This window comes from Streptomyces sp. NBC_00683 (assembly GCF_036226745.1).
Lineage (GTDB): Bacteria > Actinomycetota > Actinomycetes > Streptomycetales > Streptomycetaceae > Streptomyces.
Map to the genome: position 1 here is coordinate 4238406 of NZ_CP109013.1, position 13895 is coordinate 4252300.

At 70.5% G+C, this 13895-nt stretch carries 11 protein-coding genes and 1 tRNA gene; 6 read left to right on the top strand and 6 right to left on the bottom strand.

The genetic code is table 11. The annotated features are described in order from the left end of the window. Positions 1 to 21: 21 nt before the first annotated feature. From OG257_RS18995 to OG257_RS19005, 3 genes are all read right to left on the bottom strand, one after another. Positions 22 to 1668, bottom strand: a complete 1647-nt coding sequence (locus OG257_RS18995; protein ID WP_329208949.1) for a long-chain fatty acid--CoA ligase — start codon at positions 1666 to 1668, stop codon at positions 22 to 24. 138 nt (positions 1669 to 1806) lie between these two features. Beyond that, positions 1807 to 2361, bottom strand: coding sequence for a SigE family RNA polymerase sigma factor (locus tag OG257_RS19000; protein ID WP_329208951.1), 555 nt, complete (start codon positions 2359 to 2361; stop codon positions 1807 to 1809). Between the two features lie 269 nt (positions 2362 to 2630). Then, the gene (locus OG257_RS19005; protein ID WP_329208953.1) at positions 2631 to 2942 is read right to left on the bottom strand and encodes a hypothetical protein; all 312 of its coding nucleotides are present in this window, start codon (positions 2940 to 2942) and stop codon (positions 2631 to 2633) included. 298 nt (positions 2943 to 3240) lie between these two features. Between OG257_RS19005 and OG257_RS19010 the strand changes: the two genes are divergently transcribed. Continuing rightward, positions 3241 to 4122: a bifunctional DNA primase/polymerase gene (locus OG257_RS19010; RefSeq protein WP_329208955.1), complete on the top strand. Its 882-nt coding sequence runs from the start codon at positions 3241 to 3243 to the stop codon at positions 4120 to 4122. A 125-nt stretch (positions 4123 to 4247) separates the two neighbouring features. On the opposite strand, the gene OG257_RS19015 is transcribed toward OG257_RS19010, so the two are convergent. Further along, a tRNA-Ser gene (locus OG257_RS19015) sits at positions 4248 to 4334 on the bottom strand. A gap of 198 nt (positions 4335 to 4532) precedes the next feature. Next, positions 4533 to 6038 carry a S1C family serine protease gene (locus OG257_RS19020; RefSeq protein WP_329208957.1) on the bottom strand — a complete coding sequence of 502 codons (1506 nt, stop codon included), beginning with the start codon at positions 6036 to 6038 and terminating at the stop codon, positions 4533 to 4535. 197 nt (positions 6039 to 6235) lie between these two features. On the opposite strand from OG257_RS19020, the gene OG257_RS19025 reads away from it, so the two are divergent. The 3 genes from OG257_RS19025 (at position 6236) to OG257_RS19035 (ending at position 8838) form a co-directional block, all read left to right on the top strand. Next, on the top strand, positions 6236 to 7063 hold the full coding sequence (locus OG257_RS19025) for a glycerophosphodiester phosphodiesterase (RefSeq protein WP_329208958.1): 828 nt from the start codon (positions 6236 to 6238) through the stop codon (positions 7061 to 7063). A gap of 53 nt (positions 7064 to 7116) precedes the next feature. Beyond that, positions 7117 to 7710: an ATP-binding protein gene (locus OG257_RS19030; protein WP_329208960.1), complete on the top strand. Its 594-nt coding sequence runs from the start codon at positions 7117 to 7119 to the stop codon at positions 7708 to 7710. A gap of 162 nt (positions 7711 to 7872) precedes the next feature. After that, positions 7873 to 8838, top strand: coding sequence for a DUF5926 family protein (locus OG257_RS19035; protein WP_329208962.1), 966 nt, complete (start codon positions 7873 to 7875; stop codon positions 8836 to 8838). A 741-nt stretch (positions 8839 to 9579) separates the two neighbouring features. Here OG257_RS19035 and OG257_RS19040 read toward each other — a convergent pair. After that, entirely contained in the window at positions 9580 to 10263 is a 684-nt protein-coding gene (locus tag OG257_RS19040; RefSeq protein WP_329208964.1) for a bifunctional DNA primase/polymerase, read from the bottom strand. Between the two features lie 522 nt (positions 10264 to 10785). Between OG257_RS19040 and OG257_RS19045 the strand changes: the two genes are divergently transcribed. Further along, positions 10786 to 12273 carry a PP2C family protein-serine/threonine phosphatase gene (locus OG257_RS19045; RefSeq protein ID WP_329208965.1) on the top strand — a complete coding sequence of 496 codons (1488 nt, stop codon included), beginning with the start codon at positions 10786 to 10788 and terminating at the stop codon, positions 12271 to 12273. Positions 12274 to 12372: 99 nt separating this feature from the next. After that, entirely contained in the window at positions 12373 to 13848 is a 1476-nt protein-coding gene (locus tag OG257_RS19050) for an aminopeptidase P family protein (protein ID WP_329208967.1), read from the top strand. The last annotated feature ends 47 nt before the right edge of the window (positions 13849 to 13895 follow it).

Below are 13895 nucleotides of genomic sequence, written 5' to 3' on the forward strand. Positions count from 1 at the left end.
GCCCGTGTCCAGTGGTTCGGCTCAGAGCTGGGTGACGTCCAGCTCGCCGTCCGCGTACTGCTTGCGGATCACCTTCTTGTCGAACTTGCCCACGCTCGTCTTCGGCACCGCCGGAATGATCGACCAGCGCTCCGGCAGCTGCCACTTGGCGACGGACTGGGCGAGGAAGGTCCTGAGCGCCGCGTAGTCGGCCGTGGCACCCTCCTTCAGGACGACCGTCGCGAGGGGGCGCTCACCCCACTTGTCGTCGGGGACGGCGACGACCGCGGCCTCCGCCACATCGGGGTGCGCCATGATCGCGTTCTCCAGGTCGACGCTGGAGATCCACTCCCCGCCGGACTTGATGACGTCCTTGGCGCGGTCGGTGAGCGTGAGGAAGCCGTCCTCGCTGATCACACCGACGTCGCCGGTCTTCAGCCAGCCGTCCTCGCTGAACTTGTCCTCGGGGCGCAGGTCCGCACCGTCCGCACCGCCGTAGTACGCGCCGGCGATCCAGGGGCCGCGGACTTCCAGTTCACCCGCGGACTCCCCGTCCCAGGGCAGGTGCTCGCCGCCCGGGCCGACCAGGCGCCCTTCGACCCCGGCCGGGAACCGGCCCTGGGTGACGCGGTACGGCCACTCCTCCTCGGCGGTCAGCCCGGCGGGCGGGTTGGCCATCGTGCCGAGCGGTGAGGTCTCCGTCATTCCCCAGGCGTGGCAGAGGCGGACGCCCAGCTTGTCGTAGGCCTCCATCAGGGAGGGCGGACAGGCGGCGCCGCCGATGGTGACGTTCGCCATGGAGGTGAGGTCGCGCGGATTCGCGGTGACCTCGGCCAGCAGTCCCTGCCAGATCGTGGGAACGGCGGCCGCGTGCGTCGGCCTCTCCTGCTCGATCATGTCGGCGAGCGGGGCCGGCTGGAGGAAGCGGTCGGGCATGAGCATGTTGACGCCGGTCATGAACGTCGCGTGCGGCAGCCCCCAGGCGTTCACGTGGAACTGGGGGACGACCACCAGGGTCGTGTCCTTGTCCGTCAGGCCCATCGACTCGGACATGTTGACCTGCATGGAGTGCAGGTAGACGGACCGGTGGGAGTAGACGACGCCCTTGGGGTCCCCGGTGGTCCCGGAGGTGTAGCACATGGCGGCGGCCTGGCGTTCGTCCAGCTCGGGCCAGTCGTAGCTGGTGGGGCGTCCGGCGATCAGGTCCTCGTACTCGTGCACCCGGGGCGCGATTCCCTCGAGCGCGGAGCGGTCGCCCGGCCCGGCGACGACCACGTGCTCGATGGACGGCAGGCGGGGGAGCAGCGGTACGAGGAGCGGCAGCAGCGAACCGTTGACGAGAACGACCTTGTCGTCCGCGTGGTTGACGATCCACACCAGCTGCTCGGCCGGCAGCCTGAGGTTGAGCGTGTGCAGCACGGCGCCCATGGAGGGGATCGCCAGATACGCCTCCACGTGCTCCGCGTTGTTCCACATGAGGGTGGCGACGCGCTGGTCGCCATCGATGCCGAGTTCGTCGTGCAGGGCATGGGCCAGCTGTGTGGCGCGCCTGCCGATCTCGGCGAAACTGCGCCGTTGCGGCTCTGGTTCGCCGGTCCAGGTCGTGACCTGTGACTTCCCATGGATGGTCATCCCGTGCGTCAGGATGCGGGTCACAGTCAGCGGTACGTCCTGCATGGTGCTCAGCACGGCGTCCTCCCGGTGGGCGCTACGCGGCAGTAAGGTTGCGCTGATTCTGCGCACATACCGCTCGGTATGTCACTACTCCCGGGAGTACGAATCGGTGTCGGTCGGCAAAATCGGGCTGTCACGGGCACTCGCGCGGCCTCATCGGACCGGATCGAGCCCCGGATCCTCGCGGAGCTTCCCGAGCGCGCGTGACACGGCGCTCTTGACCGTACCGATGGACACCCCGAGGACATCGGCCGTCTGCGCCTCGCTGAGGTCCTCGTAGTACCGCAGGACGACCATGGCCCGCTGGCGGTCCGGGAGCTTCATCACGGCACGCCACATCGCATCGTGCAGCACCTGCTGCTCGGCGGGGTCGGGCGCGGGAGCGGCCTCCTTCTCGGGCAGCTCCTCGCAGGCGAACTCGTCGACCTTGCGCTTGCGCCACTGCGAGGTGCGGGTGTTCACCAGTGCGCGGCGGACGTATCCGTCGAGCGCCCGGTGGTCCTCGATCCGCTCCCAGGCGACGTACGTCTTGGTGAGAGCGGTCTGCAGCAGATCCTCGGCATCGCTCGGGTTCGCGGTGAGGGAGCGGGCGGTACGCAGCAGCACGGGGCCCCGTGCCCGTACGTACGACGAGAACGACGTGTAGCGCGGGTGTCCGGCGGAAGCAGCGACTGCCCTGGAGGCACCGGTGCAGACTGGCGTGGTCATGCCTTCCACGCTAGGAGCGGGCACCGTCGAGGGGATCGGCCCCAGGTCCCGAAGCGGCGTCCGCCTCAGGTTGTAGGGGCGGGGCAGGCTCCACCTCCTGAAGGTGGAGGGCCCCTCGGCCGCCCTCAGGGTCCTCACCCCGGGGAAGGGTGCGCGGGCGCCCCGCCCGGACAGACGGACAGCGGCCTGCGGGGCGCACCGGAGTGCCGCCCCGCAGACCGCTGCTCAGCCGGCCGGGTGCCGACCCCCCGGCACCCCCGGCCACGGGCTCACCAGAGCGGCGTGAAGTAGACCGCGACGATGTCCGTGGACTGGTCGATCGCGGTGAAGGCCGATCCGCTCACCTGGGCCGAATTGCTGTGGTTCGATGCGCCGGAGCCGACGGCCTGCTGCTGCGAGGTCGATGAATTGCCGGAGTTGTTGCCCCCGACCCCGGCGGACCCGATCGTCGCCACCGCCGCGTTCGATCCGTCGTTCGCGAACGAGCCGTTGTCGGCGACCGCGATACCGCCGAACAGTGCGGCAGCGAGAGGCAGGGCGGCAACGGCGGCGAGGGCGCGAGCGGTACGGGTGCTTGCCATGTCTATTTCCTCCAGGAACCGAAAGTACGGCTTGGTACGGCTGGTTCCGAAGCAGTTGGCCGACCGCCTCGGTGCTGGTCACGACGTCGCGAGACGAAAGTTGCCCACCGCATCACCGGCGAACCGCCCATGGTTCCCGATTCCCCCGCAAGCATGAGGAACACCCGATAAACCTCTCGCACACCCCCAAGTCGCCACACACCCTCACCCCGCACCCCGCACAGGAAGAAGCGTTCCGTCATCCCGCACACCCCCTAATCCCCTTCCCTTCTTCGAACATCTGTACGAACATAGAGGCATGGCCATCATCGACCGGCAGACCGCCACCCTGGCCCTGGCGCACGCGCTCTCCGCCGCCGAACGCGGGCTCCCCGTCTTCCCCCTGTCCGCGACCAAGCTCCCCGCACTGCGCTCCCCGCATCGCGGCGAGGACCCTCCCGTACGCTGCCGGGGTGCCTGCGGACTGCCCGGTCACGGAGTCCACGACGCCACGACCGACCCGGCCGCGGTGCGGGCACTCTTCGCCGCCGCGCCCCGGGCCACCGGATACGGAATCGCCTGCGGACGGGATCCCCACCGCCTCATCGGCATCGACCTCGACATCGACGGGGCACACGGCAACGACTCCGTGGCCGCACTCCAGCAGATCGCCCTCCAGCACCTGTTCACCATCCCGGCCACGGTGACGGTGCTGACCCCGAGCGGCGGCCGCCACCTCTGGCTGACGGGCCCGTCCGGCATCACCGTGCCCAACTCCGCGAGCCGCCTCGCCCAGGGCATCGACGTCCGCGGCAGCGGCGGCTATCTGGTCGGACCCGGGTCGGTCACCACCCACGGCAGGTACCGGCTCGCCCCCGGCACGGCCCACCTCTCACCCGCCCCGTGCCCACGCGCCCTCCTGCGCCTGCTCACACCCCCGGCACGCCCGCACCCCACGAGCCGCCCCTCCCGCGCCGGCCAGGGCCAGGGCCTCGTCCAGTTCGTGCTCGCCGCCCACGAGGGCCAGCGCAACACGCGCCTCTTCTGGGCAGCGTGCCGCGCCTACGAACACGGCTTCGGCGACGCACTCGCGGACGCCCTGACCGACGCGGCGGTCCGCACGGGCCTCTCCGAACAGGAGGCCCGCGCGGCGATCGCCTCAGCGGCCCGCCTGACATCGGAACGCCCCGAAGCCCTGTGAACCCCCCGCGCACCCGCATCTGCGCCCGGCACACAGGGAACTGACGGACGGCCACCGAGCCCGACGCGCAACGCCAACAGGAACGGCCCCTGACCGAAATACCTGGTCAGGGGCCGTTCATCCTGCGGTGGGTGTGGGATTTGAACCCACGGTCACATCGCTGCGACGACGGTTTTCAAGACCGTTCCCTTAGGCCGCTCGGGCAACCCACCCTCGCCCCGCCCACCTGCAGCGGAGCGCCTACAGCGTACCGGGTCGCTGATCCTCCCGGGCAACCCTGGCCAGAGGTCGGCCACAGGTCCGCTGCCGGCCGCAGCCGCCGTCGCGTCACTCCGGCCACACGCGCGGGAGGGGCTGCCGAAGATTCTGGCAGCCCCTCCCGTGTGCGGCGTTCGAACAGTCCCGGCAGGTCAGCTGTCGCCCTTGCGCTCGCCCAGCACGAGTTCGGCCGTCGCCGTCTTGCCGTCACGCTTGTAGGTGAGCGTGACCTTGTCGCCCGGCTTGTGGGTCCAGATCTCGCCGATCAGGGTCGGTCCGCTCTCGACCACCGTGTCGTCGAACTTCGTGATCACGTCGCCGGCCTTCAACCCGGCCTTGGCCGCAGGCCCGTTCGGCGTGACGGCGGGGGTGCCTGCCGCGCCCTGGTCCGAGATCGTGGCGCCGCCGGTCTTCTCCTCCATCGTGACCGTCGCGCCGATCACCGGGTAGACCGGCTGACCGGTCTTGATCAGCTGCTCGGCGACGTTCTTCGCCTGGTTGACCGGGATGGCGAAGCCGAGGCCGATGGAGCCCGCCTGGGACTGGCCCGCGCCGCCACCGGTGGTCGACTGGATGGCGGAGTTGATGCCGATGACCGCACCGCCCGCGTCCAGGAGCGGACCGCCGGAGTTGCCCGGGTTGATCGAGGCGTCGGTCTGCAGGGCGCTCATGTACGAGTTCTTGTTGCTGGAACCGTCGCCGGAGGCGACCGGGCGGTCCTTGGCGCTGATGATGCCGGTGGTGACCGTGTTGGAGAGACCGAACGGGGCGCCGATCGCGATGGTCGAATCGCCCACCGCGACCTTCTCGGAGTCACCGAGGGGCAGCGGGGTCAGTCCGTCCGGAGCGTTCTTCAGCTTCAGGACGGCCACGTCGTAGCCCTGTGCCCGGCCGACCACTTCCGCGTCGTACTTCTTGCCGTCGGAGAACGTCGCGGTCAGCTGGCCGTTGTCCGCCGCGGAGGCCACCACGTGGTTGTTCGTGAGGATGTGGCCTTCCTTGTCGTACACGAAGCCGGTGCCCGTGCCGCCCTCGCCGTCGCCGGACTGCGCGTCGATGGTGACCACGCTGGGCAGCGCGTTCGCCGCGACGCCCGCGACCGTGCCCGCTTCGCGCTTGAAGTCCTTCGGGCTGTTGGAGGCCGCCACCGTGGTCGACCCCGAGGAGCCGGAGTCGTTGCTGTCGGCGGCCCAGTAGCCGAGGGCCCCGCCGACGCCGCCCGCGACGAGCGCGGCCACCGCGACGGCCGCGATCAGACCGCTCGCCGCGCGCCGCTTGCGGGGGCCTTCGGGCTCCGCCGTGGCCGGGGCGCCCCACACCGGGGTGCCGCCGCCGTCCGCGTACGACGGGACGGCCGGAGGCGGCGGCGGCCAGGAGGCCGGATCGGCCGGACCGGCAGGAGGCTGGTGCGACGGAGGCTGGTAGGGCTGCGGCTGTTCGTGGTGCGGCATGGACGGCTCGGGGCCGGACTGGTGCGCGGCGGCAGCCGGAATCTGCGACGTCGGCGCGTCCGCGGGAGGGGGCGGGGTGGCCCCGGGCGTCGCCGGGCCGCCCGGCGGGGTGCCCTCAGGAGCGGCAGCCGGCACGGGAGGTGCGGACGGAACAGACGGTACGGACGGAACCGTGTTGCCCTCGTTGCCCTCGTTCTCGGTGCTCACAGCTCTTTACTCCTCGGTTCCACTCGGCATTCGGCAAGAGATCCGCTGTGCACGTGTCTGCGGTCAGCTTTTCCCACAGCACGTCAGGCCACTGTAAGCAGGACCTGTGCATCCGCACACCAATCTTTACATCAGGCAAAACGGTCCCCCGTGACAAGGTGCCCGCACCCGCCGCGTCACGGTGGCACCATGACGCGGTGACCCACGCCCGGCAGCACAGCATGCCCCCTCCCATCCAGGTCATCGCCCACCGCGGAGCCTCGGACGACGCCCCCGAGCACACCCTGGCCGCCTACCGGAAGGCGATCGAGGACGGCGCCGACGCCCTGGAGTGCGACGTCCGCCTCACCGCGGACGGACAGCTCGTCTGTGTGCACGACCGCAGGGTGAACCGCACCTCCAACGGCCGCGGTGCGGTCTCCGCCCTGGAGCTCGCCGACCTCGCCGCACTCGACTTCGGTTCGTGGAAGGACCACGAGGAGTCCCCGGACTGGGATCCGGTGCCGGGTGAGCTCACCTCCGTACTCACGCTGGAACGGCTCCTCGAGCTGGTCAGCGAGGTGCGGGCCACCGGGCGGCCGCTCCAGCTGGCCATCGAGACCAAGCACCCCACCCGCTGGGCCGGGCAGGTGGAGGAACGCCTGCTCCTGCTGCTCAAGCAGTTCGGCCTGGACAATCCGCCGGCGGGCGGGCCCTCCCCCGTACGCGTCATGAGCTTCTCCGCACGGTCCCTCTACCGCATCCGGGCGGCGGCACCCACCCTGCCCACCGTCTTCCTGATGCAGTTCGTCTCGCCGCGGCTGCGCGACGGACGGCTTCCGGCCGGCGCGCGGATCGCCGGCCCCGGGATGCGGATCCTGCGCAGCCACCCCGGGTACATCGAACGCCTGCACAGGGCCGGCCATCGCGTGCACGTATGGACGGTGAACGAACCGGAGGACGTAGAGCTCTGCGTAGACCTGGGCGTGGATGCAATCATCACAAACCGACCGAAGCAGGTTCTTTCGCAACTAGGCCGCTTTTAGCATCAGTTACAGGGGGTACACCGGCGCATTCGCTCCGCAATCGATCGTTACGAGTGCATCACTGGCAGGGCTTTGGCCGGTTTCCGGTGAAGCCCAGGGGGGCATCCAATCCGTGGCGTGGGGCAAAGGAGGTCTCGGGGGTGGCGTTGGTGGTGGCACAAGAGGTGCCCACGTCGTCGAGCATGGCCGTTCCTCATGGCCCTGCAGGCGTGGGGCAGGCACGGCGCTGCATGCGCGAGCAGCTGCGCAGCAACGGGGTGTCGGACACGGTTGTCGACGATGCTGTATTGATCCTTTCCGAACTTCTCAGCAACGCCTGCCGTCACGGCAGGCCGCTGGGCCGGCACGCGGAGGTCGGTGACGGCGACATCCGCGCCGCATGGCGCGTCGACAGAGCGGGCGGCCTGACGGTCGAGGTCACGGACGGCGGCGGCCCGACCAGGCCGATTCCGGCCACCCCGTCGGTCACCGCGCGCGGCGGACGAGGGCTCAACATCATCAGCGCCCTCGCCCAGGAGTGGGGCGTTCGGGACGACACCTCGGGTGAGGTGACCGTATGGGCCCTGGTCCCGGCGGATCACGGGCTCGACGCGCTGGACGGAATGGATTTCGCCGACGCTTTCGAGGCCTTCGACGACGCAGGCTGAGGCGGCTCGGCAGGAGCGGCGCGGGCGGCAGCGGGCCGGACTCCGGGCGGAACTGCCGGCACGGGGCCGTGGCGGGCCCGGCGGCAGGTGTGACCCTGCGGTGGCGGGGGCGGCTAGGCTCGCGCCGGAGACCGCACCGTCACAATCGGGAGAACGCCCACCATGGCCAAGAAGCGCCCTCAGTCCAAGGCCGGGAAGCAGCAGCTCAAGGACGGTGAGATCCCGGTCGTCGGGGCCCGTGAGCCATGCCCCTGCGGTTCGGGCCGCCGCTACAAGGCGTGTCACGGACGCGCCGCCGCCCAGGCCGTGACCGAGCTGGTCCAGCGCCCCTTCGAGGGACTTTCCGGGGAGTGCGACTGGATCGCCCTGCGCGAACTGGTGCCCGCCGCCACGGTCGAGCTGACGCTGACGGGCGGTCTGCCCGAGGGCGTACCGTCCGTGACGCTCGCGACCGTGCTGCCGATGGCATGGCCGGCTCTGCGCCGTGACGACGGTTCCGTCCTGCTCGCCCTGCAGAACGACACCTCCTCCGGCGACCTCAGCCGCGACCTCGCCGACACCCTGCAGCGGGCCCTGGAGGCGGAGCCCGGGTCGCCGGTCGCCGCCCGCCGGGTGCCCGCCGACGGCCCGCGGCTGCAGGACGTCCTCGACCCGGACGCCGCGTTCGAGCCGGTTGTGCACTCGGGGTTCGAGTTCTGGGTCCCGGACGCGGAGAACGCCACCCCCGAGGTGTCCGCATCCCTGGAGCGCGCGAACGCCGCGGCGATCCCGACCACGCTGCTCTCCGGAGTGGACGCCGCGTACTGGTGCGAGACGCCGGAGAAGAACCACCTGCGCTGGGTCATGCCGCACCCGGAGGAGCAGCTCCTGGACGCGCTCGCCCGACTGCACGCGGCCGGCGCGTCCTCGCTGGGCGAGGGAACGAGGCTGGTCGGCTCGTTCCGGGCACACGGGCTGATGGTCCCGGTCTGGGACCTGCCCTCCGCTATGGGCGCCGAGGACTGCGAGAAGCCCGCGGCGAAGTTCGCGGAGCAGCTCGCCGAAGCTCTCGCGTCGGACGCCCCGCTCACCGGCGAGGAGCGACGGGCACGGGGTGGGCTCACCAACCGCCAAGTGACGCTCAGCTGACAGTGACGACGCCGCGGACGGTTCGGTGACCCCGGTCACAACTCGCCGTACTCGCAAGTAAATCGCTGTCCGAATAGGCGAGATCGAATTTGCTAACGGCAGATCTCTTGTTACCGTTCTGGAAGCCCGGTCGCTGGTGCATCCCCCGTCGCCAGCGGCCGGGCGTCCGCATTTCCGGGTAGGGCACGCAGGGGCGCACGCCGGAGCACCGGCGGATCGGCCCCGCCACGGCACTCTGGCCGCACCCGACGTCAGCGCCCCCTCCGCACCTGCGCTCCACCACCGGTACACGCCTCGGCCGTCGTGCGCGGAGCGGGTTCAGGTACGCACACCGAAGGTCCGGAACACCGGGCGCGCCCTGTCTCCCTTCGGAGCTACGGGCGGTGACGGAGCGTTTGCTTTCGGACAGATGTCCGGCAGCCACGGAGGCGTCGCGCGAATGGGCGAGCGCTCAGCAAGCGCATTTCCCTTCGACTTCTGCGCCGTACTTCCTCCCGACTTCCACCCCGCACCGTTTCCGTAATCTTCTGCGGAAAGGTCATCAGAAAGCCTGCCATCAGCGCCTTTTGTGCCCGGCACGGGGATTCAATCGATTCGGGCCGGGGGATTCGGGGACGAAATACGCACGTCCCGCCCGCACCCGCCCGGCTGTTCACGCAGAACACGGGCGGACTCACACCCTTACGAGTGAGCCGCCCGTCGTTCCTGCGTCAGCGGTTTCCCGCAGCCGTCACCGGTCCGTCAGTACGCGAGCCGACTGCCGCCGTCCGGAGCGCTGTTGCTCGCCTCGACGAGCGCGTCCAGGACCGATTCCACATCCGGGAGCCACGGCGCGGCAGGGCCGGCCAGCGGTGCCCGTTCCCAGCGCACCTGCCCCGTACCCACCTCGGACGGAGGCAGGATGAGGTAGCCGCCCTCACCGTGGAACCTCAGCGAGCTGGGCACCCAGTCCTTGGCGTGCAGCAGCTCTCCGAGCCGTTCCAGCGTGTACGGAGCGACCAGCAGCGACCAGCGGGTCGGTGTCGCCACCACCGGACCGAGTCTCAGCCCCATGGCGTCGAGCGCGGTCAGCGCCCGGGCACCCGCCACGGCCGGCAGGCTCAGCGCGCAGGGCGCCTGGCCACCGGTGGCCAGCACGACGGGAGCGGCCGGCCGGTTGGACCACCACCAGCGCACCATGCGCGCGTCGGTGGTCGCCGCAAGGAGACCGGGGTCGAAGGGATGTGCGCCGGGCACGGCGCACTCGGGATCGGGGCAGGCGCAGCCGCGGCCGCGCTCGCCGCGCACACCTGCCGTCGCCAGCCCCGCTCCGGGGAGGACGGGCCACTTCCAAGCGGTGGCACAGGTAAGCGCCGCGTCGAGCTGGGCGGGACTTGCCTTGCGCCGGGGCCGGTGCCTGCGTCGCCTTCCGAGGATCTCGCGCATGAGCGCTCGTTCCTTTCCGTTGAACGCCGAGGTCCACATCACACCACGTGTTCGTTACACCACGTGTGCGTCTCTTCGCTGTGCGTGCATGCTCACCGGGCTGCGGTACGGACAGGCAGTCCGCGCCGAGCGTGAGCCGAGCCGAGCAGAGTGGAACCGAACAGAATGGAGCTGAGCCGAGTCGAACCGTGTGGAACCGAGCCGAGTCCAGTCAATACATCGCGCGGGCGGCGTGCGCGTCGCGCTTGCCGTCCCTTGTGCAAACCCCGCCACTCGCGGGTGGGGGGTGCGGCCGTCACGGGTGAGGACGTCCGGGCGCGCTGTCGGGTTCCGGGGCGATCGCAACTGCCCCTGGCCATCAACGGTTACGTACCCAGCATGCCCGGAATGACGCTCCCTCCGGCACTTCACCCCGAGGGCGCCCCCTGTCGAGCACACCCAGTCGACCGCAAATAGCTGCACGGGGGTGCATTTTTTGGCCAACTTAACAGACCCCTGGACACCACAAATATCGCAAGGACAATGCTGGACATCACCTTACTTGTACGTGTACATGTGGATGCACTGATAGCGGCGCAGAATGACATGGGGGTTTGCGATGCTATTCGACGAAACGCACCAGTCGGAAAGCCGACTGCCATGAGCGCCCCACATCTGCCGAAAGTGGCTGGAATCGATCCCATGGTTCCTGTTTCAACGCACACTGCAGCCCCCCTCAAGGCCGTGCCCGCCGCACCCGGAGCGTTCATCCAGGACCGGCTGGCGGGCTGGGTCTCCGACCTCACCACGTTGCACGAACTCACCGAGCGACTGGCCGGAACCAGCACCCTCGACACCGCCCTCCACGAATTGCTGGGCGCCGGAGCGGCTCTGGTCGGAGCCCGCCGCGGACTCCTGGTCCTCGAACCGGCCGACGGCGGCGGCCCGTCCCTCACCATCGGCCTCGGCCTCGCCCACGCCGATCTCGGAACCATCGAGACCGTGCCGCGCAGCGCCACTTCCTACGGCCGCTTCCTCGACGGCCTCCCGGACACCGACACCCCACTGGCCAGCCCCGACATCCTCGGCGACGACAGCATCGACCCCCGCTGCCGCGAAGTCGCCGCCACGCTCGGTTACGCCGCCAGCTACACCCTTCCGCTGGCCACCGAAACCGCCGGGCGGCTCGGCGTGGCCGTCTGGCTGTACGACGAACCCGCCGAACCGCTGGAACGCCAGTGCCACCTCGTCGGCCTGTACGCCCGCTACGCCACCGAGCACCTCGCCCGCCTCCTGGAACTGGAACGCGCCAGAGCGGATGCCGCGATCATCGCCGAGGAACTGCTCCCCACCAGGCTGCCCCGGGTACCCGGGGTACAGCTGGCCGCCCGCCACCGGACCGCACCGAAGGGCGGCGGCGACTGGTACGACGCACTCCCCCTCCCGGACAACGCGCTCGGCCTGGCCGTCGGCTCGGTCGGCGGTTCCGGTCCGAGCGCCCTGGCCGCGATGGGCCGGCTCCGCGCCGGCCTGCGGGCCTACGCCGTCATGGAGGGCGAGGACCCCGTCGCCGTACTCTCCGATCTCGAACTCCTGCTGCGGCTGACCGAACCGGCCTGCGCCGCCACCGCGCTCTACGCCTACTGCGAACCCGAACGCCGCACGATCCTGCTGGCCGGGGCCGGACACACCCCGCCGCTCGTCATCGGCGACCGGCGCACCGAGTTCGTGGAGACGACCCTCTCCGCACCCCTGGGCATGCTGGCCTGCTGGGAGGCACCGAGCGTGGAGTTCACGCCCGCCCCCGGCGAGACCGTGCTGCTCTACACCGACGGGCTGCTGCGCCGCACCGGCGACCCCATGGACCGGGCGTTCGCACGACTGCACGCGGCGGCCGCCGGCGTACCGAAGGCGCTGCGCCACGATCCGGGAGCCGTCGCCGACCATGTCCTGCGGACCGTCCTGCCCGACGGCCTGGACCGGAGCGACAGCACCGAGGACGTGGTCCTGCTGGCCGCGCACTTCGACTGACGGCAGCTCCGGACCGGTAAGAGGTCTTCCGGCCCTGGGCCCCCTTCCGTACGCCCGTACGATGGATGGGGTCCAGTGTCGTATAAGGAGAGACAAATCGTGTCTGAGGAGCTCACCCCGGAGACCCCGGAAGCCACCGAAGCAGAGCCGATCAAGCAGCGGAAGAACGGCCTGTACCCGGGCATTTCCGATGAGCTCGCCGAAAGCATGAAGTCCGGCTGGGCCGACACCGAGCTCCACGGCCTCGAGCCGATCGCCCAGGCCGAGCACACCGCCGCCCGCCGCGCCGCGCTCTCCGCGCGCTTCCCCGGCGAGCGGCTCGTCATTCCCGCGGGCAACCTGAAGACCCGCTCCAACGACACCGAGTACGCGTTCCGCCCCTCCACCGAGTACGCGTACCTCACCGGCGACCGGAACCAGGACAGCGTCCTGGTGCTCGAGCCGACCGGCTCCGGCGACACGGCCGGGCACGACGCGACGGTCTACCTGCTGCCCCGCTCCAACCGCGAGAACGGGGAGTTCTGGCTCGACGGCCAGGGCGAGCTCTGGGTCGGCCGCCGCCACTCCCTCGCCGAGGCCGAGCAGCTGCTGGGCATCCCCGCGAAGGACGTCCGCGAGCTCCCGGCCGCGCTGGCCGAGGCCACCGGTCCGGTGCGCAACGTCCGCGGCCACGACGCGGGCATCGAGAGCGCCCTGACCGACAAGGTCACCGCCGAACGCGACGAAGAGCTGCGTGTCTTCCTCTCCGAGGCCCGTCTGGTCAAGGACGCCTTCGAGGTCTCCGAGCTGCAGAAGGCCTGCGACGCCACGGCACGCGGCTTCGAGGACGTCGTCAAGGTCCTCGACAAGGCCGAGGCGACCAGTGAGCGCTACATCGAGGGCACCTTCTTCCTGCGCGCCCGGGTCGAGGGCAACGACATCGGCTACGGCTCGATCTGCGCGGCCGGCCCGCACGCCACCACGCTGCACTGGGTCCGCAACGACGGAGCGGTCCGCTCCGGTGAGCTGCTGCTCCTGGACGCCGGTGTGGAGACCAACGACCTCTACACCGCGGACGTGACACGGACGCTGCCGATCAACGGCACGTTCACCCCGCTGCAGCGGAAGATCTACGACGCCGTGTACGAGGCGCAGGAGGCGGGCATCGCGGCCGTCAAGCCCGGCGCCGCCTACCGCGACTTCCACGACGCCGCGCAGCGCGTCCTCGCCGAGAAGCTCGTCGAGTGGGGCCTGCTGGGCGACCTGACCGTGGAGAAGGTCCTGGAGCTGGGCCTGCAGCGCCGCTGGACCCTGCACGGCACCGGCCACATGCTCGGCATGGACGTCCACGACTGCGCCGCCGCACGCACCGAGTCGTACGTCAACGGCACCCTGGAGCCCGGTGTGTGCCTCACGGTCGAACCCGGACTGTACTTCCAGGCCGACGACCTGACCGTGCCCGAGGAGTACCGGGGCATCGGCGTCCGGATCGAGGACGACATCCTCGTCACCGAGGACGGCAACCGGAACCTGTCCGACAAGCTGCCGCGCCGGGCCGACGAGGTCGAGGCGTGGATGGGCCGGCTCAAGGGCTGACACGGGCGGCGCGCGGGCCGCGCCGCGTGCGCCGGGAGGGCGCGCTG

Bases quoted from the DNA above. Each gene is read 5' to 3' on its own strand.
- OG257_RS19000 (WP_329208951.1), bottom strand. From the start codon at position 2,361: ATGACCACGCCAGTCTGCACCGGTGCCTCCAGGGCAGTCGCTGCTTCC.
- OG257_RS19005 (WP_329208953.1), bottom strand. From the start codon at position 2,942: ATGGCAAGCACCCGTACCGCTCGCGCCCTCGCCGCCGTTGCCGCCCTG.
- OG257_RS19010 (WP_329208955.1), top strand. From the start codon at position 3,241: ATGGCCATCATCGACCGGCAGACCGCCACCCTGGCCCTGGCGCACGCG.
- OG257_RS19035 (WP_329208962.1), top strand. From the start codon at position 7,873: ATGGCCAAGAAGCGCCCTCAGTCCAAGGCCGGGAAGCAGCAGCTCAAG.
- OG257_RS19040 (WP_329208964.1), bottom strand. From the start codon at position 10,263: ATGCGCGAGATCCTCGGAAGGCGACGCAGGCACCGGCCCCGGCGCAAG.
- OG257_RS19045 (WP_329208965.1), top strand. From the start codon at position 10,786: ATGCTGGACATCACCTTACTTGTACGTGTACATGTGGATGCACTGATA.